The sequence below is a fragment of the Parabacteroides massiliensis genome (assembly GCF_900155425.1).
Taxonomy (GTDB): domain Bacteria; phylum Bacteroidota; class Bacteroidia; order Bacteroidales; family Tannerellaceae; genus Parabacteroides; species Parabacteroides massiliensis.
In genome coordinates, this window is the sequence record NZ_LT700191.1 from 1362772 (window position 1) to 1382987 (window position 20216).

The 20216-nt window shown below is 46.6% G+C and carries 16 protein-coding genes and 1 pseudogene; 5 read left to right on the forward strand and 12 right to left on the reverse strand.

Translation table 11 applies throughout. The features are described 5' to 3' along the window. Positions 1 to 248: 248 nt before the first annotated feature. Positions 249 to 920, reverse strand: coding sequence for a hypothetical protein (locus BQ9893_RS16665; RefSeq protein ID WP_075966975.1), 672 nt, complete (start codon positions 918 to 920; stop codon positions 249 to 251). Positions 921 to 1250: 330 nt separating this feature from the next. Continuing rightward, on the reverse strand, positions 1251 to 4073 hold the full coding sequence (gene polA / locus BQ9893_RS16670) for a DNA polymerase I (protein WP_075966976.1): 2823 nt from the start codon (positions 4071 to 4073) through the stop codon (positions 1251 to 1253). 99 nt (positions 4074 to 4172) lie between these two features. On the opposite strand from polA, the gene BQ9893_RS16675 reads away from it, so the two are divergent. Further along, positions 4173 to 5147, forward strand: a complete 975-nt coding sequence (locus BQ9893_RS16675) for a polyprenyl synthetase family protein (protein WP_075967421.1) — start codon at positions 4173 to 4175, stop codon at positions 5145 to 5147. 322 nt (positions 5148 to 5469) lie between these two features. On the opposite strand, the gene deoC is transcribed toward BQ9893_RS16675, so the two are convergent. From deoC to mnmG, 5 genes are all read right to left on the reverse strand, one after another. Further along, positions 5470 to 6405 (reverse strand): deoxyribose-phosphate aldolase, encoded by a 936-nt coding sequence (deoC, locus tag BQ9893_RS16680; protein WP_075966977.1) that lies wholly within the window; start codon positions 6403 to 6405, stop codon positions 5470 to 5472. 4 nt (positions 6406 to 6409) lie between these two features. Further along, complete coding sequence (locus BQ9893_RS16685) at positions 6410 to 6742, reverse strand: nucleotide pyrophosphohydrolase (RefSeq protein ID WP_081415483.1); 333 nt, start codon at positions 6740 to 6742, stop codon at positions 6410 to 6412. An 8-nt stretch (positions 6743 to 6750) separates the two neighbouring features. Continuing rightward, positions 6751 to 7203 carry a D-aminoacyl-tRNA deacylase gene (gene dtd / locus BQ9893_RS16690; RefSeq protein ID WP_075966978.1) on the reverse strand — a complete coding sequence of 151 codons (453 nt, stop codon included), beginning with the start codon at positions 7201 to 7203 and terminating at the stop codon, positions 6751 to 6753. 4 nt (positions 7204 to 7207) lie between these two features. Then, complete coding sequence (gene uvrC / locus BQ9893_RS16695) at positions 7208 to 9013, reverse strand: excinuclease ABC subunit UvrC (RefSeq protein WP_075966979.1); 1806 nt, start codon at positions 9011 to 9013, stop codon at positions 7208 to 7210. Between the two features lie 85 nt (positions 9014 to 9098). Then, positions 9099 to 10976, reverse strand: a complete 1878-nt coding sequence (gene mnmG / locus BQ9893_RS16700) for a tRNA uridine-5-carboxymethylaminomethyl(34) synthesis enzyme MnmG (protein ID WP_075966980.1) — start codon at positions 10974 to 10976, stop codon at positions 9099 to 9101. 194 nt (positions 10977 to 11170) lie between these two features. On the opposite strand from mnmG, the gene BQ9893_RS16705 reads away from it, so the two are divergent. Beyond that, positions 11171 to 11830 (forward strand): hypothetical protein, encoded by a 660-nt coding sequence (locus BQ9893_RS16705; RefSeq protein WP_075966981.1) that lies wholly within the window; start codon positions 11171 to 11173, stop codon positions 11828 to 11830. 12 nt (positions 11831 to 11842) lie between these two features. Next, positions 11843 to 12265, forward strand: a complete 423-nt coding sequence (locus tag BQ9893_RS16710; RefSeq protein WP_075966982.1) for a Riean_0653 family protein — start codon at positions 11843 to 11845, stop codon at positions 12263 to 12265. 22 nt (positions 12266 to 12287) lie between these two features. Here BQ9893_RS16710 and BQ9893_RS16715 read toward each other — a convergent pair whose 3' ends face one another. Next, the gene (locus BQ9893_RS16715; protein ID WP_075966983.1) at positions 12288 to 13043 is read right to left on the reverse strand and encodes a LytR/AlgR family response regulator transcription factor; all 756 of its coding nucleotides are present in this window, start codon (positions 13041 to 13043) and stop codon (positions 12288 to 12290) included. An 8-nt stretch (positions 13044 to 13051) separates the two neighbouring features. Next, entirely contained in the window at positions 13052 to 15676 is a 2625-nt protein-coding gene (locus BQ9893_RS16720) for a sensor histidine kinase (RefSeq protein WP_075966984.1), read from the reverse strand. A gap of 165 nt (positions 15677 to 15841) precedes the next feature. On the opposite strand from BQ9893_RS16720, the gene BQ9893_RS16725 reads away from it, so the two are divergent. Both BQ9893_RS16725 and BQ9893_RS16730 read left to right on the forward strand, forming a co-directional pair. Then, positions 15842 to 16135 carry a nucleotidyltransferase family protein gene (locus BQ9893_RS16725; RefSeq protein WP_075966985.1) on the forward strand — a complete coding sequence of 98 codons (294 nt, stop codon included), beginning with the start codon at positions 15842 to 15844 and terminating at the stop codon, positions 16133 to 16135. Further along, a complete protein-coding gene (locus BQ9893_RS16730; RefSeq protein ID WP_075966986.1) occupies positions 16119 to 16502 on the forward strand; it encodes a HepT-like ribonuclease domain-containing protein in 384 nt (127 codons plus the stop codon). Before BQ9893_RS16725 ends, BQ9893_RS16730 begins: the two co-directional genes overlap by 17 nt. A gap of 98 nt (positions 16503 to 16600) precedes the next feature. On the opposite strand, the pseudogene BQ9893_RS16735 reads toward BQ9893_RS16730, so the two are convergent. From BQ9893_RS16735 to ybeY, 3 genes and pseudogenes are all read right to left on the reverse strand, one after another. Continuing rightward, a pseudogene (locus tag BQ9893_RS16735) lies at positions 16601 to 17562 on the reverse strand (6-bladed beta-propeller). Between the two features lie 232 nt (positions 17563 to 17794). Beyond that, positions 17795 to 19696 (reverse strand): heparinase II/III domain-containing protein, encoded by a 1902-nt coding sequence (locus tag BQ9893_RS16740; protein ID WP_244155165.1) that lies wholly within the window; start codon positions 19694 to 19696, stop codon positions 17795 to 17797. A 47-nt stretch (positions 19697 to 19743) separates the two neighbouring features. Beyond that, positions 19744 to 20178, reverse strand: coding sequence for an rRNA maturation RNase YbeY (ybeY, locus tag BQ9893_RS16745; protein WP_075966987.1), 435 nt, complete (start codon positions 20176 to 20178; stop codon positions 19744 to 19746). Between the last annotated feature and the right edge of the window lie 38 nt (positions 20179 to 20216).

The following is a 20216-nucleotide window of genomic DNA, read 5'->3' on the forward strand; positions in this document are numbered from 1 at the left end:
GCTTGACAAACGGGCTTAAGCTTGTATCTTTGCACTGTGGTTTTTTCATAATAGTATTAGATTTAAGGTTAACAAAGTTGGTTAGGGGTTGTCGTGAGACAGCCTTTAATTGTTTATAGGGGGAGAGAATTTTTCCCATCTTTTGAAGAGACCTTCAAATTATTCATGGTCATATTGAATCGTATCAAACTCTTTCTTTTGTATTTATGTCACCGGATGGCAGGCGAATCGGATATAGAAAATGTTGTTTAGTAATCCAGTATGGCCCGAACCTGCCGCTTTTCCTTTTTGAGGCATATTTCGAGGCTGTTGTTTGCCATATTGAACGTTATCCCCAGATCGATCACGCTGTTGTCTTTACACCAGTATTCTTCGTCGTATAGTAAGGTCCCTTGGCGCTTGGCAAGATGCATGTTGAACTCCTGTTGCTTGGTGTGCAGCAATACCAAATTGAGCATATCCGGCAAATGCCAGTTGCCCAAAGTCCCTTCGGAAATAGATTCACAATAGATCAAGGCGTCGAAATAATCGAGCGCCTGCTCCTGTATCTCCATTACCGAACCTTTATAAGGGATTATATCGGCTTCCATGAGCTGGCCGGAGGTATTTTCGCCAGTCTGTATAACCACGCCGTTCGCGTAAAGATCTCCGATTGCCGGAGCCCGAAAGAGGGGGAGATGGAGGCCTTGTGCGATCCGATATCCTTTTTCGGCGTAATAGTATGTGAAATGGCTGAGGAATGTCGTGAACCGGATAGAACGGATGTGACTGGCTTCGTCCGGGATAGCGATTGAAATTCCCTGATCCAGTATCTCTATATCCGGTGTTATGTAATGATACAGGGGATACTCTTCGGATGTGAATTCGAATGCAGCTTTTTGAACGGATGGAGGAAGATTGTCCGGGAATATGAAATACATAATTTTCCATTTGCTCCATCTGTCCCCTGGGATGGAAAACATAATAAAAGCGTGGGAACTGCCATCTATCCAAGCAAGAGGTATCGCCAAACAGCCATCCGGTAGATAGACAACAGCCCACGCTTAATGTTTATATAATTATGTATATATACAAAAAACGTGAGGCAATAGTTGTCTACTGTCCTTTCTGGATGAAAAATTGGCGATTTTCTTGCTTAGGACAATATGATAACGCTTTTGTTTTACTATGTATATTGCAACTCTTTGCAATAAAGTTCACTACAAAGATAGTGTATAAATGTGGTGATTTACATACTTTATGTGTTTTTGTTAGTGTGCTTCCAGCCAGTTTACCCCTTCGCCGCAGTCGGCGATTAGGGGGACTCGCAGTTGGATTGCATTTTCCATTTCATCCAATACGATCTGTTTAACTTTTTCCAGTTCGTCTTTGTAGACGTTAAAGTTCAATTCGTCGTGTACCTGCAGGATCATTTTGCTCTTCAGGCCTTCGGTTTCGAAGCGGTTGAAGATGCGGACCATGGCAACCTTGATGATGTCGGCTGCACTGCCCTGGATCGGAGCGTTGATCGCGTTTCGTTCGGCATATCCCCGCACGATGGCGTTATGGGAGTTGATATCCGGCAGGAAACGTTTGCGCTTGTAGATGGTCTCTACATATCCTTTTTCTTTTGCCACTTCGATGCTTTCGTCCATGTAGGCACGGATGCCCGGATAGGTCTTGAAGTAACCTTCGATCAGTTCTTTCGACTCTGCCCGGGGGATGCTCAGCCGTTCGGCTAACCCGAAGACAGAGATTCCGTAGATAATGCCGAAGTTGGCTGTTTTTGCTTTCCGGCGCATGTCGGAGGTGACTTCTTCAACCGGAATGCCGTATATCTTGGCGGCTGTGGCGGCGTGGATGTCAGCTCCGCTGCGGAAAGCTTCTATCATGTGTGTATCCTGGCTGAGGTGTGCCATGATACGAAGCTCGATCTGCGAATAGTCGGCGGAGAAGAAAATACAGTCTTTGTTGTCGGCTGTAAAGGCTTTCCTGATTTCACGTCCCAACTCGTCGCGTACCGGAATGTTCTGTAGGTTCGGGTTGGTGGAACTGAGGCGGCCGGTCGAGGTGACTGCCTGGTTGTAGGACGTGTGGATCTTGCCGGTCTCCGGGTTGATCAGTTCGGGTAGTGCGTCGATATAGGTGCTGAGCAGCTTTTTCAGTCCGCGATATTCGAGCAGCTTTCCCACGACGGGATGTTTGGAACGCATTTTCTCCAGAATCTCTTCACTCGTGCTGTAGCTGCCTGTCTTCGTCTTCCTTGCTTTCTCTTCTATCTTGAGGTGATCGAAAAGGACTTCACCGACCTGGCGGGCGGAATTGATGTTGAACTTCATTCCTGCCAGCTCATAAATTTCTTTCTCCAGCTTCTTGAGTACGGCTGTCAGTTCTTCGGACGATTGTTTCAGGGCGACGGTGTCGAGCGTCACTCCCGTATACTCCATTTCGGCCAATACATATATTAAAGGCATCTCGATGTCATAAAAAAGCGATTCGAGTCCTTCTTTTTCCAGGCAGGGGGCAAAATAGTTTTTCAGCTTGAGCGTAATGTCTGCATCTTCGGCGGCGTATTCGGCTACTTGGGTGACCGGGACGTCGCGCATGGTAAGCTGCTTCCTTCCTCTCGGACCGATCAGTTCCTCGATCCGTACCGTTTTATATTTAAGGTATGTTTCGGCAAGGTAGTCCATGCCGTGACGCAATTCGGGATTCAGAAGGTAATGGGCGATCATCGTATCGAATAGAGGGCCGGCTACCCGGATTCCATATTTGCGGACGACAAGGATATCGAATTTTATGTTTTGTCCGATCTTGAGCGATTTCGGATTCTGCAGGGCAGGAGAGAGGTGGGCAAGAACTTTGTCCGCTTCTTCACGGGCTGCCGGAACAGGAACGTACCAAGCCTCGTTTTCCTTCACGGCGAACGACATTCCGACCAATCCTGCCTTCAGCGGGTCTATGCCATCTGTTTCCGTGTCAAAAGCAAAAAAATCCTGTTCGTCCAAAAAACGGCCTAATTCGGCTATTTTTTCCTCTGTATCAACAAGATGATAAGTGTGACGAGTGGATTTTAAGTCCGCGAGAGTCGAATATTTAGGAACAGCCGTAGGCTCGGCCGCAAATTCTTCAAAGAGCGAGCCTTGAATCGGACCTGCGGGAGCTGCTTTTTTCCTTGTGCCGGTTTTTGCCGGTGCCGATGTCGCTTTGGACTCCGTTTTGGCTTTTTCCGGCTCTCCTACTATTTTGTTAATAAATGTTCTGAATTCTAATTCGGTGTAAATCTCTACGAGACGTTCTTCATTTATCTTTTCCCGGATGCATTTGACGGCATCGAACCGGATCGGGGCATCTGTCTTGATTGTTGCCAGGAATTTGGAGAAACGAATTTGTTCCCTGTTCTCCGTGACCTTCTTTTGGAGGGAACCTTTCAGCTTGTCGGTATTCTCCAAAAGATTTTCGATTGTTCCGAATTCGGTCAATAATTTTTGGGCGGTCTTTTCGCCGACACCCGGACATCCGGGGATATTGTCGGAACTGTCGCCCATCAGCCCTAAAAGGTCGATCACCTGGTCGACGGATGTCAGGCCGTATTTGCCCAACACTTCGGGTACGCCCATAATCTCGTAGTCGCCGCCGAAGCGGGGGCGGTACATGAATATATGTTCGGATACCAACTGGCCGTAGTCTTTATCCGGTGTCATCATATACACCTCGAAACCTTCTTTTTCGGCTTGCTTGGCAACCGTGCCGATGACATCGTCGGCCTCATAGCGCGGGACTTCCAGAATCGGGATATTGTAAGCTTCAATGATATTTTTGATGAACGGGACCGACTTGCGGATATCTTCCGGTGTCTCTTGCCGTTGCGCCTTGTACTGTTCGTAGGCTTCGTGGCGGAAAGTCGGGCCTTTCGGGTCGAAGGCTACTGCTATATGGGTCGGGTTTTCACGTTTCAGGACATCTTCCAGGCTGTTGATAAAACCAAAGATTGCCGAAGTGTTCATACCTTTGGAGTTGATACGCGGATTCTTGATAAAAGCGTAGTAAGACCGATAAATCAATGCATATGCATCTATGAGGAATAACTTCATCTCTTTTAACACGTTTTAGTGTGACAATTGTCGGTAAATGTACGAAAAAACTCGCTTACTCGATACTTTTTGTTACTTTTGCGCATCTTAGGATCGATTATGAAGGATAGAAGTAAAATAGAACAACCGGTTGCCGTAGAGTTTAAACGTTTTAATGATGAGTTTGCTGCTTCGCTGCGAAGCGAAACGAATCGTTTGCAATCGGCTATTGACCGGATACTGAATGCGAGCGGAAAACATGTCCGCCCCTTATTGGTACTTTTGACAGCTAAAGCATGCGGGCAGGTAACGGATAATACGATTAATTCGGCTGTTTTGCTGGAGTTACTTCATACTGCCACGCTTATCCATGATGATGTGATCGACGAGACAAAACAGCGTCGCGGCGTTCCTTCCCTGAATGCCATATTCGATAACCGCATTTCAGTCTTAGTGGGCGATTATGTCCTTTCCACCGCGTTGATCCGTTCCATCCAGACAGGTAATCTGCAAATCATAGGTATTGTTTCCAACCTGGGCCGCGATCTTTCGGAAGGGGAGATCAAACAGTTGGAAACGGCCGAAGAAAGCATTATCGACGAGTCCTGCTATATGCAGGTGATACGGAAAAAGACGGCCATGTTGCTTTCCGCATGTGCCGAGATCGGTTCCATTTCTGTCGGCGCGTCCGGTGAAATGGTGGAAAAATGCCGTGAGTTCGGTGAATACTTAGGTTACTGTTTCCAAATCAAAGATGATATCTTCGACTACTTCAAAGAGGCGAATATAGGAAAACCTACCGGCAACGATATCCGGGAAGGAAAGGTTACGCTTCCTTTGCTGCACGCGTTGAAGACGGGCAGGAGGGAAGAGGTGGACAAATGTCTTCGGATCATAAAGGAAAAAGATTTTACCACAGAAAATATCAGCTTGCTGATTGATTTTGCCAAAGCGAACGGGGGAATCGAATATGCCGAACAGCGGATGCAGGAATATCGTGATAAAGCGGTCGAGGTTCTGATGACGCTTCCAGAATCGGAAGCACGCGAAGGATTGCTCTTACTTGCCGACTACATCGTAGAGCGTCGCAAATAAGTTTTTCACGTTTCTACTGTCATACTATCATTTTCTTCTTGTATTCGTTGAATATCAATCTGATACGAGCATGATAGTTGCTTTTTCATCTATCATGTTTATCTATCATACCATCATGCTTATACCTTCTTATTAAACGATTATTTCCTGAAAAACAATAGATAAAAGCCGGAAGATACGGGGAAAGATGAATAAACAGCTTATATAAACATGGCGACACCCGGGTGTAGGCAGTCCCTACATCCGGGTGTTCGTATAGGGGAGATCCGGGTGTGGCGGGAGGGAACATCCCGGTGTCGCCGAATTTATGTCGTTGTTTCTCTTATTTTCCCAGGCGGTGTTCGATGTCTTCCACCAAGCTGCTGGCTCCTATGCGGAACAGGTCTTTATTCAACCAGTCGTTTCCTAATACTTCCTTGACGATGGTATAGTAGCGGACGGCCTCTTCTGCCGTGCGAACACCGCCTGCAACCTTAATGCCGACACGCTTTCCTGTGATGGAATGGTATTTTTTCAGAACTTGGCACATCGTGTAAACGGCTTCCGGAGTGGCACCCGGATAACCTTTCCCGGTCGATGTCTTGATGAAATCCGCACCGGAATAGACTGCAAGGATGGCTGCTTTCTGAATGCTTTCGGGCGTCAGGAGAGCGCCTGTTTCGAGGATGACCTTCAGTTTGGCATCACGGCAGCTCTCTTTGATCTCCTGGATTTCTTCGCTAAGTTCGTCATAATTTTCTTCGAGGAAATAACCTAAGTTCATGACAACGTCGATTTCATCGGCTCCCTGCATGACGGCCATCGCCGTTTCGGCAATCTTTATTTCCATGAAGGTCTGCGAGGAGGGGAAACCGCCTGCTACGGATGCAATCTTTACCTCCTGTGCAGAGAGGGCTTCTTTTACCGTCTCCACGAACAGGGGATAGGTACAGATGGCAGCCACGTTGGGTACGTCGGGGCGGGTTCCTTCGAAATCGTTTACTTTGTCGACCAGCTTCCAGATGCTCTCTTTCGTGTCGATACTGGTGAGGGAAGTCAGGTCGATGAAACCGTGAATCTGTTTCAGAACGTCGGGAGTGAAGTTGTCGTTCCCATGTTTTCCGAGCAGTGTTTTTACCTGTCCGGCCACTTCTTCCGTCGTGCCGGCCGCTTCGAATTTGGCGAATGCCTGTTGGTATTTGTTGGTGTGGAGATGTTCGGGATCTTCATCGTGGTGATGATGTCCGCATCCACATTCGTGATCGTGTTCGTGTACCATAATCTTATAACTTTTTATTGTTTATATGTCGTTCTTTATCCCGGTCCGTTTTCTTTTGCAGATTCTTTTCAAAAGCAGCCGTCAGGTCGACGCCTGTCTGGTTGGCAAGGCAGAGCAATACCCATAGGACATCGGCCATTTCATCGCCTAAATCGCGGTGTTTGTCGCTCTCCTTGAAAGACTGTTCGCCGTATGTGCGGGCCATGATGCGGGCCAGTTCGCCGACTTCTTCGGTCAGGATGGTCATATTCGTCAGTTCGTTGAAGTAGCGGACGCCATACGTTTTGATCCAGTTGTCCACCTGCTCCTGTGCCTGTTTGAGTGTAATTTCTGCCATATCTTTTATTATTCTTTGTTCTGTGAGTCGATCCAGATTGTGACAGGACCGTCGTTCAGCAGTTCCACTTTCATGTCGGCGCCGAACGTTCCGGTCTGTACTTCCTTTCCGATCTGCAAGCCCATCTCAGCGCAGAAAGCCTCGTACATCGGAATAGCTATGTCCGGTTTGGAGGCATGGATATAGGAAGGGCGGTTTCCCTTCTTTGTGGAGGCGTGCAAGGTAAACTGGCTAACCACCATCACTTCCCCTTCCGTTTCGACGACAGAACGGTTCATAACCCCGTTTTCATCGTCAAAGATGCGCAGGTTGGCAATCTTCTTGCACAACCATTCGATGTCCTCCTGTGTGTCGCGGTCTTCAATACCGACCAGTACAAGCAGGCCTTTCCCGATTTTGGACTTCAGCTGTCCGTCTATGGTCACGGAGGCATGTTGTACCCGTTGTATCAATGTTCTCATATCTTTATTTTAAACCATTTAATAATGCTTTTGTTTTGGCTTCTCCGATCACCTCTTTCAGCTCGTCGAAGCTGGCTTCGCGTATTCGCTTTACACTCTTAAAATGACGTAAAAGTAATACTTTTGTTTTTTCTCCGATCCCTTTTATCGTATCCAATTCGGATTTTGTTTGGCTTTTGCTTCGCTTATCCTTGTGGAAAGTGATGGCGAAACGATGCACCTCGTCCTGTATTTGGGTGAAGAATTTGAACATGAAACTTTGTATCGGCATGCCGATTGTTTCGGGAGGGAAGCCGAACAGGAGTTCCGAAGTCCGGTGTTTCCCGTCTTTTGCCAGCCCGGCTATCGGAATGTCCAAGTGCAGTTCGTCCTGGATCACTTCGCGCACAACTTCCATTTGCCCCTTTCCACCGTCGGTGATGATCAGGTCGGGCAGGGGAGTCTCTTCAGCGATGGCACGCTGGTAGCGGCGGCGTACGACCTCTTTCATCGAGGCGTAATCGTCTGGGCCGACAACCGTTTTGATGTTGTATTTCCGGTAATCTTTTTTCGATGGTTTCGCCATTTTGAAGACGACACATGCAGCCACCGCGTCGCTTCCCTGTATGTTGGAATTGTCGAAACACTCGATATGGGCCGGCAGTTTGGGAAGATGAAGCGTCTCCTGTATCTCTTTTAAAAGACGTGTGCTGCGTTGCTCCGGGTTCAACTTCTCCGCCTGTTTCAGCTTGTCGACCTTATACTGCTTCACGTTCATCTCCGATAATTCCACCAGCTTCTTTTTATCTCCGCGCTGCGGAACGGTGATCGAAACGTTTTCCAACTCTATATCCAGTGGAAAAGGAACGATGATTTCGCGTGCAGTGCTTTTAAAGCGATTGCGCATTTCGATGATCCCTAAGCTAAGCAGGTCCTCTTTCGACTCGTCCAGGCGCTTTTTATATTCGAACGTATAGGCTTGCACGATCGCCCCGTTGCCGATATGCAGGTAATTGATGTAGGCGGAATTCTCGTTTTCGGCCAGCGAGAATACATCTATATTGTGGAGCATCGGGGTGACCACTGTCGATTTGGAACGGTAATTTTCGATGACTTCATACTTTTCTTTGATCTTCTGTGCTTCCTCGAACCGCAATTCTCCCGCCAGTTTCTGCATCTCTTCATACAGATGTTTGCTTATCTGCGAGATATTCCCACGCAGGATTTCCTTTATTTCGGAAATATTTTGCTGGTATTCCTCCAATGTCTGCAATCCTTCACAAGGCCCTTTGCATCGTTTGATATGGTATTCGAGGCAAACTTTGTATCGCCCTTCCGCGATGGATTCGGGTGTAAGAGGATATTTGCAGGTGCGTAGCGGATACAGCTCTTTCAGCATTTGCAGCATGACCTTTGCCGTGTAGACGGAAGGGTAGGGACCGTAATAGCGCGAACCGTCCCGTACGATATTCCGGGTTTGGAATATGCGCGGAAAATATTCGTTCTTGACAACGATAGACGGATAGGTCTTGTCGTCTTTCAGCAGCACGTTGTATCGGGGACGATATTGCTTGATCAGGTTATTCTCCAGAAGAAGCGCATCCTCTTCCGTGTCGACAACAAAGTATTTGATGTCCCGTATCTGTTTGACCAGAACGCGTGTTTTGTTGCTGTCGTGTTCTTTGTTGAAATAGGAGGAGACACGACGCTTCAGATTCTTTGCTTTGCCTACATAGATGATCGTTCCCTTCTCGTCAAAGTATTGGTAGCAGCCAGGCGATTCCGGTATGACGGAAAGGATGTTCTTTATATGTTCCTCGGTCGCGCTCATTTCTTTTTGCTTATCTTTCTATCCTATTTTCAGTCTTTTACGCTATTGTTGTTAAAGTAAATGTTTCACGTGGAACATTTCGCGTTTAGCGCCCCAGCATCACCAGGAGGATGTTGATGTCGCTTGGCGAGATGCCCGGAATGCGGCTTGCCTGGGCTATCGTGTCCGGGTCTATCCGTGTCAGTTTCTGCCGGGCTTCCGTAGACAAAGACTGGATCGAATTGTAATCGAATTTGCCTTTGATATGGATATTCTCCAAACGGTTTATCTTGTCGGCGATGATCTGCTCGCGGCGAATATAGCCGCTGTACTTGATTAGGATTTCTGCCGCCTCGATGATCTCCTCTTTTCGTGAAACAGGAACCTTATCCAGCTCTGCCCGGAATGCCGGAACCAGTTCCGCGATATTCTCCAACGTGATTTGAGGGCGTGGAATCAGTTCAATCAATTTGCATCCGTGTGAGAGCGGGGTAGTACCCAAAGCCTCCAGGCCGCTGTTTATATATTGCGGTTTGATTGAGTAGTTCTCTGCAAAAGAAATAATCGCATCCCGGCTTGCCTTTTTCTCTTTCAGCAGCTCGTGGCGGTCTTGTTTTGCCAAACCAAGATGATACGACTTTTCCGTCAAGCGCATGTCCGCATCATCCTGGCGGAGCAGAATGCGGTATTCTGCACGTGAGGTAAACATGCGGTAAGGCTCGTCCACACCTTTCGTAACAAGATCGTCGATCAGTACGCCGATATAGGCTTCGTCGCGCCCTAACACGAACGATTCTCCGCCGTGGCAGTTGATATGTGCGTTTATTCCGGCCACCAATCCTTGTCCGCCGGCTTCCTCGTAGCCGGTCGTTCCGTTGATCTGTCCGGCAAAGAACAGGTTGCGGATTAGTTTTGTTTCCAAATTATGATGGAGCTGCGTCGGATCGAAGAAATCATATTCGATGGCATATCCCGGACGGTAGATCTGTATGTCGCGGAATGCCGGTATCTGTTGCAGGGCTCGCAACTGTATCTCCAACGGAAGGGAGGAAGAGAAACCGTTTAGGTAGTATTCCTGTGTCGTTTCGCCTTCCGGTTCCAGGAAGAGCTGATGCTGGGGCTTGTCTGCAAACGTCACGATCTTCGTCTCGATGCTCGGACAGTAGCGCGGGCCGATGCTCTTGATCTGTCCGTTATACAACGGGGAGTCGGGGAGGCCTTCGCGCAGGACTGCATGGCAGGCCTCGTTGGTGAACGTCGTCCAGCAACTTAACTGTTTCAGAACGCGCTGCGAAGTGTTCATATAAGAAAACTTATGGAAGTCGTTTTCTCCGGGCTGTTCCGCCATTTCATCGAAGTGCACGCTGCGTGCGTCGATACGCACAGGCGTCCCGGTCTTCATGCGTGCGGACCGGATCCCTATTGAAACCAGTTGTTCGGTCAGTCCCGTTGCTGCCGGTTCGGCTATGCGCCCGCCTCTGATCTGTGTCCGCCCGATATGCATGAGCCCGTTCAGGAAAGTCCCGTTTGTCAAGACTACGCTTTTCGCATGGAACTCGACTCCCATATAAGTCTTTACGCCGCATACGGTATTTCCGTCGAGCAACAGTTCGCGTACGGTATCCTGCCAGATATACAGGTTCGGAAGGTTTTCCAGTATTCCCCGCCAACATTCGATGAAACGGGCGCGGTCGCTTTGGGAGCGCGGGCTCCACATGGCCGGCCCCTTGCTCCGGTTCAGCATGCGGAACTGGATGGCGGTCCGGTCCGTCACGATTCCCATATAACCGCCTAAAGCGTCGATTTCACGGACGATCTGTCCTTTGGCTATGCCTCCGACAGCCGGATTGCAACTCATCTGCGCAATCTTGTTCATGTCCATCGTAATGAGAAGCGTCTTCGAACCTAAATTGGCGGCAGCCGCTGCGGCTTCACAGCCTGCATGACCGGCACCGACCACGATCACATCGTAATTGAAAGTCATTGTCCTAATTGTCTTTGTTTCTTGTGCAAAGATAATAGTTTGTCCGGGATTTTGGTTATATTTGAGAATCATCTCCATGCGATACTTTGGAGATAGGATAGGAGAAACAATACGATCCTGTCATAACAACCTGTGCAACGTTTGACTGGTTTTGAGCATCTTATATTTATGATTGTAAGTCTAAAAGAAATGTTATGAAAAAGTATCTACTTTTGTTAGGGCTGTTGATACAGGCTGTGTCGGTTTTAGCCCAAGAGACGTCTGTCGGAAAGTCGATGTTCTCTGTTCGCGTAGGACCTTCCTGGTATTTGGGAAAAATGATCGGGATCACGAACAACTCCGATGCTTATCGAAATGATTTGCGGAATGGGATTGCCTGGGATGCCGACTATTATTTCTTGGGAGACAAATATATCTCCGGTTCGTTTAAGCTCGCTCCCGGACTTATCTATCAGGGGGCGCGTTATAAAAGTACTCGTGACGAAAGTTCCGACAAGATCCTGATGCATTATGTCGCACCTCAGCTGGCCTTGTTTATGGTAAAGCAGAAATACAATCTGTCTCTATCGACCGGAGTAGGATACCAGCATTATAAAGATAGAAGCTTTGTGTTTGGGAAGCCGCGGGATGTGTCGATGAATAAACTGGCCTATAATCTGTCGGCAGGGGGCGAGTATCGTCTTTTTCCGTTAGTGGGGATTTCTGCAAAGTTGAATTGGATCGTTACCTCCTCCGAGAGCTATTCGGTCAGATATCACGGGCAGAAATGGCAGGTCGAATCTCCTGAATTGAGCGGTGGCGGAGGATGTTTCTCCCAATTATCCTTATTGTTCGGTATGAATTTACACTTTTAATCAGATACACTTATGAGACATCTGTTATTTATCTGTTTGTTGCTGTTTTGTGTGGCCTGTGAAGAGAACGAATCGGTCGATCCGACGATTATGCCCGAAGCTACTACGACCGGAGCGAATACATTCGGTTGCCTGGTCGACGGCTGGGTGTATGCGAGCGGGCGGTGGGGGTTGCCTGTTGCGGAATATTTGGAAGGAGAAGAAGGTTCCGAGATGACGATATCGGTGCAGACCGGCCTTGATTCATATATCCGTTTTACGATTGCCGATCCCAAGCAGGGAGAAACACTCCCTTACGGGAATGCATATTTTGAGAACCAAAAGATGGAGGATGGCAAGGTCTACATCTCCCGTATGTCGGACGGTGTGTTCAGCGGCACTTTCGAAGGCGGACGCATTACGGAAGGCCGTTTCGATCTGAAATATAAGGAATGAGCGATCGCCCAGGCGGCTTGGTCTATAATTGCTTTAATACTTCCATCACATAGTTTCGCCGTTGGCGGGAAATGCTGACCGAGGCTCCGTCTTTCATGCGTATATATCCGCCGTCGCTCTTGATGAAACTTTTGATCTCATCCAGGTTGATCAGGTGCGACTGGTGGACGCGGAGGAAGTGGTAGGGGGTTAGTAGTTCGTCGAACTCCTTGAGTGTCTTCGATACGATCAGTTTTTCTCCCGATTTCAAAAAGAAAGTCGTGTAGTTGCTCTCCGATTCGCAACGGATGATGGAACCGATTTCTACAAACTCTATCTTATCTGCGACCGACAGGGCTATTTTCTTCTGCTTGTCCAATACCAGCGTGTTTTGCAAGAGGTTCTGCATCCGTTTGTTTTCCTGTTTCCGGAGGACGATCTGGACCGCCTTGTCTACGGCATGCGTCAGTTCTTCCGGGTCGATAGGCTTCAGCAGATAGTCGAGCGCACTGAAGCGGATGGCCTGGATCGCATAGCTGTCGTAGGCGGTAACGAAAATCACTTCGAAAGGAATCTCCGGAAGGCTGCCTAAGAGGGAGAAACCGGTGTCGTCGCCCAACCGGATATCCAGGAAGAGGATATCCGGTTTAGCTTCGGGCAGCACGGTACGGGCTTCGGTGACGGAGCTGCAAATGGCCGATATCCTGATCTGCGGACAATAGTTCCCGATCATGCGGAGCAGGTTCTCCCGGTTGCCCTGCTCGTCATCTACGATTGCTGCGGTTATTTTGGTGTCCATATTTTGTCTTATAAAGGGATGGATAGCCGGACGTGGCAACCGGAAACAGATTCTTTCTTCTGCCTGTTTTCGATCGTTATGCCGATTTCCGTATTGTATAAATCCTTCAGTATCTCGAACTCGTTGCTGATGGCACGAATACCGAAGCCGCTTTCCGTTTCAGTTTCCATTCCGGGACCGTCGTCGATGATGTCGATGACCAACAACTGGTCCTGCAAAGATAATCGAATTATGATTTCTCCCGTACCGCGCGGAGCGATTCCGTGTTTGACGGCGTTTTCGACGAAAGGCTGTATCAGCATTCCCGGAATCTCGATCGCATCCGGTTCGATATTTTTGTCTACCGTCAGCGAGTAGAAGAAGGGGAAACGGAGCTGTTCGAGTTTCAGGTAGAGCTGTAGCTGTTCAAGCTCGTCGGAGAGGGGGACCAGTTTCTTTTCGGAAGTCGCCAGCACTTTTCGCAACAGGCGTGAGAAGTCGATCAAGTACTTATTTGCCTCCTGGTTGGCCGAGCGGTTGATCAGGTTCTGGATCGAACTGAGCGCATTGAAAATGAAATGCGGGTTCATTTGGGAACGGATGGCGCGTAGTTCGAGTTCACGGATACGGCGGCGGTTACGCTCCTTCTTTTGTTTCCCTCTCACCCGAAAATAATAAACGATACCGATGATTGCCACGATTAAAAGCGTACCTAATACTCCTTCCTTGAATCCTTTTAGAAAATCGTTGAAAGATTCGTCCTCCCGTTTCAGGTCGTTTTGAATGATTGCTAAGGCGGGTTTGGGATCAAATTCCCAACCCGTAAACTGCCGATGGAGGATGGTCCCGTCTTCGCGCATCAGGATGGTCATAGTGCCGAGTCCCCTCTGTTTTAATTCCTCTATTTGAAGATCGGAAATTGCTTTAAAGGGTTTTACCCGTTGGGCATTGTTAGATTGGAATTTTGAATATAACTCGAGTTGCACGATGGAGGCAAGTCCTTCCGATTCGAGGCTTTTTTTGAAATCGAGTGCATTTTGTAGGCTTGGCGCAGGAAGACCTTGCTCCCTTGCTGATAAAAACAGCAGGATGTATTTTCGGTCGCTTCCTTCCGCCAGATGCAGGCTATCGGCTATCATAAGGCCGCTCTCCCTGATATTCTTTCCGGTTTCAAAAGGCAATAGTTTATCGTATGTTCTTTTTATCTGGTTATTCAAGCTGGTATCCGGACAGGAGCGGATGAAATCGTTGTAATCCTCTTCTATTTCGGATAGCATATTGTTGTGCATCAGTTGTTGTAGGGTGGATCCTGTTACTATGTATTTAGGAAAGCCGGAAAAGAGTTGTTTATTTAGGCTATACTCTTCCTGCGGGGATAGTTTTCTTTGTTTGTTCAAGCACAGGTTGTCGGATTTGAACTCTTGTCTCTTATAGATTGAATATGCGTACAGGAAATAATAGTAGGTGGCTGCGCCTGGCTTTTGCAGGCTGTATGCAAAGTCGATAAGCGGATTGACCGATGCGAAATAAGGAGCCTGCCAGTCAAGCAGACCGCTTTCTTGCCAAGCCTGTTTGTCGGTGGCCCTCATGTAAAACTCGAGGACAAACGTCCCTTCGAAATATCGTTCCGAATGTTCGAACACCTTTCGCCAGTATGGATCCAAATGCTTGAAATCCTTCTCTAATGCAATCTGAAAAAGGGAATCACGGGTTTGAAATGCTTTTTTTACCTGGTCGGGAGTGATAGGGCCCAAACTTCGTATGTTAGGGTCATATATGTCTGCGAACCTCCGGAAGCTGTATTGGATATTGTTCTGTTCGCTTCCCCGTCCTTGATAGTGCCGGATATGTGTTTGGGCAAACCGTTCTTTGTCTTGCGTGATAGAATCTCCCGGAGTGAGTAGGAGTGTCACCCGTTCGCCCACTTTGTATTCGGTCGGGTAGGCGATGAATATCTTTTTGTGGACGGTCGAATCGTCAGACAGGTCGAAATTGACATGGCTACACGTAAACTCTGTATTCGGAGGAAGGGCGAACGAAGCGTCGATGACCCGTGTGTCTTGCGTCAGCCGGGGCATCCCGTCTTCCTGCCAGCCGGTCAGGAGAGCATGTGCCGCCGGTGCAAGCAGTTTGTCCAGGGGTAAGGAATCCCGGACAGCCGTTCCCGGATAGGCGGACAACCCGGCTTGTCTTACTCCGAAAGGAACATAGCTTTTCGAGTAAGAAAAGGCTGTTTCTTGCCTGTCTGAAGTCTGTGCTTTCCGGCTGTCCCGATCGTATGTGACGCGCAGGATCTGTTTGCCGACCATCTCATGATCGAACGTGAAGTCCTGCCGGTAGCGGCTGTCAAAATAGTGGAAACCCGGCTTCCCGGCTTCGTTCCGGCAATCGTACAGGTTCTTGAACGTATAATCGAGGGTGAGGCTACGTTCATCCAGATCCGTTACGGTCGCCCTGAAGGTGACTCGCCGGATGTTTTCCGCGCGCCAGGGAACCTTTTCTTCGATGCCCGGAGCAACGTAGGGGTAATAATGAACGGACTCGATTTCCACCCAATCGCCCTTTTTCAGAGAGTCGGGTGTATAGGGAACGAACGTTTCGGCCGAACCGCTGTTTGCCAGAAAAAGAAGAAGCAAGAGGAGTGCTGTTTTCATACCTGTAAAAATAAGATGAATAATTGAATTACCCTTCAAATATATCCCGTAAAGCCCGCTTATTGTTGACTTAATGAGCGGACGGCTGTTTTGGATGAGTATTAGGGAATAAAAACTTGTTGCATATTGTCGATTTATTTCTAACTTTGTAAAAAGGATGGAATTATGAAAACTATAGCAGAATATAAAGAAATACTATCCCAGTTCAAGAAAGAATTTGGTCCTCAATTTGGAATTAAAGAATTGGGAATATTCGGTTCTGTTGCTAGAGGCGAACAGACCGAAAATAGTGACCTTGATCTGTTCGTCTCCCTCGAAAAGGTTGGACCTTTCACCGTTTTTGATATGAAAGAGCTATTGGAATCTTTATGCAAATGCAAGGTTGATCTGGTTCGGTTGCGTGACTCTCTGCGGCCGGCATTAAAAAGAAATATTTTTAAAGATGGAATTTATGTTTGATAATGGGAAGATATTGGATCGTTGTGAACAGATTGTAGAATCTATTGATTTAATAATGACGTGGAGTGAGCCAATTCAAAAACCTGAAGACTTTCTTCTTTCATCAGAACGTGTATTAATTTTTGATGGTTGCATAATGCGTATTCAAACCATTGGAGAAAATATTAAAAAAATAGATGAGTACACAAGTGGAAAGTTGCTGCTTGAATATCCTGAAATTCCTTGGCGCAAAATTGTAGCTCTTCGAAATATTATATCGCATGAATATGCTAATATCGATGAAGAAATTATATTTGCTATTGTCAAACAAAGTTTGCCTCCTTTGAAATTAGCGGTATTGGAAATAATAAATGCGTTCCAATCTTGATATAACCAAAACCGGAATTCTCATATAAGCACTTGCTAAAAAACATAAAGGTTTTGCATTACCTCCTTACGCAGAGTCCTAAAAAGAACACTGCACGTTTATAAGTTTCTCTTTTTGTGTTTTATCAACATGATTACCGGATTGGAGTCTTCGTCCAGTTTTGATGCGATCTCTTTTAGTTTGCCTTTCAACTTCCCTTTTTCATAGTCTCTGCAAAGTTCGAAAGCATTTAGGGTAGCCCATGATTCACCTTTGGAATTGATCGGGGTCAGCATAACCATATAGAGTTCTTTTTTATAGGAATAATCGCCATTATAAATGATATATCTGAAGAAGTCCTTTTCCTGTGTATCGTACACAAAGTATGTTTTCGGAAACCCTTCTTCTTTGCTGAAATCATATACATTCTTGATGCTTTCCATGAAATAATAACGATTGGAAACCAACTTCAGAATCAGGAAAAATTCCGGATTCATGGTGTGGATAGGTGGTGTCCGCACAATAAACGGGCGTAAACTATAATCAGGCATTAACGTGTAGATCGTATCTGACGAAGGCTCCAATAGGATCCAATTACCCTTAAAGGGGGTTATTCTGCTATAATTCCCCGGTCCGGCAGCTCTTGTCCCTCCTTCATGTCTTAATAGTTGGATAAAAATCTTCTTTTCTTTAAATGGGGTTTTAATCTCTTTGGTTATGCTCCCGTCTTGTTTCGATACAAGCAGGAATGGTATCCTTCCCCTCCTTGCCCTTTGCGATTAATCTTCCGGACGGCTTTCCCGCTCCGGCCATATACAAAAATATCACCGTCATCCCTATAGTTTGTTACCAATATGAGTTCTTTGCCTACAGCCTGCACAAATCCTTGATTAATAAAATTGTCGTTCGTTTCTAACGGAATATATTCAACATCCATGAAGTCTTGAAGGATCAGTTCCTTTTTGGGAAAAGAGTTTTTGGTGACATCTACCGTGATCAAGTCGTCTGCCGTTGGATTCTGTCTTTTGCAACCTGCCGTCATTAACAGAATAGATAGAAAGAAAATAGTTGTGCCTTTCATGCCGGATAATTAAATTATTGCCAATTCCTTATTTATCTGTTTCCAGAAATTCAAATCTATGTGATAATACCGAGCAGGTATCCGGCAAATGAGCAGATGGTCGTTTGGGATGAGTATTTGTGGCAATGATAGCGAGTAATCTTAGATTGTTGGCAAGCATTATACGGCCGGTATTAGCATGGAGGTGTGTCAAAATATACTTTCATGCAATTTCGACACACTTCCAAGCTTTTTATTCAGCCTCAAAAAATGTACGGATGTAGCCTTCTTTTGATTTTTCATTCAGCCGAATTCCAATACGGGAAAACTCAGGACCGTTTTCTTGTATCTTTTCCGGAATGATGGTATATCCTTTGGGAGAGGAAACCTCTATTTTTATATGGGCCGTATGCTGTTTGCCTGATAGTTTTATTTTGTTGTCTCCTATTTCCTGCCAATCGGCCAGTGTTATCACTGCAGATTCAAAAGAACCGGCTTTATTTAGTTCGAAATGGTCTTCAACTAATAGGCTTCCTTTTCCGTTGCGATCATAGACAAATTTGCGTGTATATGACTTCAGATTCGGGCAATCATAGGCTTTTGTTAAGTCCAAAGTATATTCGTCACGGGTGGACGTGAAATTCGTTCCGATTATTTCTGCCCTAAACTCTTTTCCTGCTTTTTGTAGTGTCTGGTCGATCACTGCAACTGGATGGCCGAAAGAGGAAATAGACTTGAATGTGTATCGTTTTTCCGTCCACATCGCACCTGCATAATGGTAAGGGCCACCCGGATCACCCGCCAATGTTTCATCTCCTATAATAAGAGAATAACTCCCGATGTCATTATGATTGTGGTGTTCGTCATTATTTCCTCCTTTTAAAGCGACTCCCATAGAATGAGCTGTTGGATTCTCCGGTCGGCAGATTAATACACCGGCTTTGTCGAAGAATGTCCTGATAGGTTGTTTTCCCTCTGCCTTTGCCGAACTTTCTACAGGAGTGGAGTTTTGTGACGCTGTATTTGGGAAAAGCAACATCGCTGTGAATACAGAAGGAAGAAGTTTCTGAGAGTCAAGCTGGTCGTAGGCAGGTAACCCTAATCCCAAATTGTGGTTGCAGTACCATAAAATCTGAGGAGAAACAGTTACTCCGATCCGGCAGTCTGCAAAAGCGGGATAGGCTCCATTGATGATTTCGAAATTGATGCCATACATCGCTATTTTTTTCATCTTCTCGCCTTTGAACAGATCTATGGCTCCTTTTGTGCGCTGATATAACTGTTCCCGTAAAATGATATAATGTTGGAATCCGTAATTGAAATATCCCAGTCCTTCCGTGCAATATCCGTCATCTGCGTATCCCAATACACTGTTCTGCGAATAATATTCAGCAGCGGCAACAAACAAGGCCCGTTCTTTCCGGTCTTTTATGACTCCGACAGCGGCACTGGTGACTCCTGCCAAACAAACAGCATTCCAGTTATTTGTATTATTGAACCAGTTAAAGGTATATCCTTGTCCGGTTTGCAATGCATCTTTAACCGGATTGAAGGCACGGGTATACATAGAATCTATTACCTCTTGCCTGACCGGTTCGCTTATCTTGTCATCCAAGAAATAAAGAGTTTCTGCTAACTCATGGACAAAAGCAGCAGCTACCAGATCGACTTCATGTTTCTTTCCGTAAAATACATCCAGAGAAGCGTCGTGGGCCGGGAGTATCCAAGAGCGATGAGAGATCAGGTCTTTCAATGTCGATTCTATTTTGGGGACAAAACGTCCTTTGTTTTCTATACATTCGGCCCAGACCAACGGAGCCAGACGTGATTTTCTGGCATTCAGCATTTTCTCTCCGGGAGGTCTGACTCCGTTCCTTGAAAATTCCAAATAAAGTTCATCATCCCAAGCTGGCATTTCTGTATTCAGAACTTCCTCTGCCTTTTGCAGGATAGAGGGATAATCTATTTTGTCTTTGATTTTTTCCCACTCTGAGCGGTTGTGATAGGATACACCGAATCCTGCCGGTTTTTCTTCTAAATAACCAGCTATTTCGTTGATCCGCTGCTGGTTCTTCTCTTCAAAAGGAATACTCTTCGGTATTTGTGCCACTAGAGCAAAAGGCAGCAAACAAAAGATTAAAAGGTATTTATTCATGATATATTATGTTTTTAATGAATATTAGCGTGATTCAACCGGGAATTTTAACTCTCCCGGCATTCCTCCGGCAATATCGCCAAAGCTTTGTTTTCGTTGGCTTCCATGATTTCGCGTTCTCCGGGTCCTTTATCGTTGATGCCGCAGAGGTGGAGGATGCCGTGGATGATGGTACGGTGGAGTTCTTCGTTGTAGGGGGTGTTGAAGGTCTCTGAATTGCTCTTCACCGTGTCGAGGCTGATAAACAGGTCTCCGGATATCTTATCGCCACTGGTGTAGTCAAATGTGATGATATCCGTATAATAATCGTGTTGGAGGTACTGGCGGTTTACTTCCAGTATCTTCTCGTCGGAGCAGAAGATATAGCTGATGTCGCCGACTTTCTTCCCGTATGTGGCGGCGACTTCCTTTACCCAGTTACCGACCGCTCTCTTTTTAATTGCCGGAAGCTTGATGTCTTCCGCGTAAAATGCTATTGCCATATTGTTATTCTTTTTATATTTTATCTTACCGAATGATA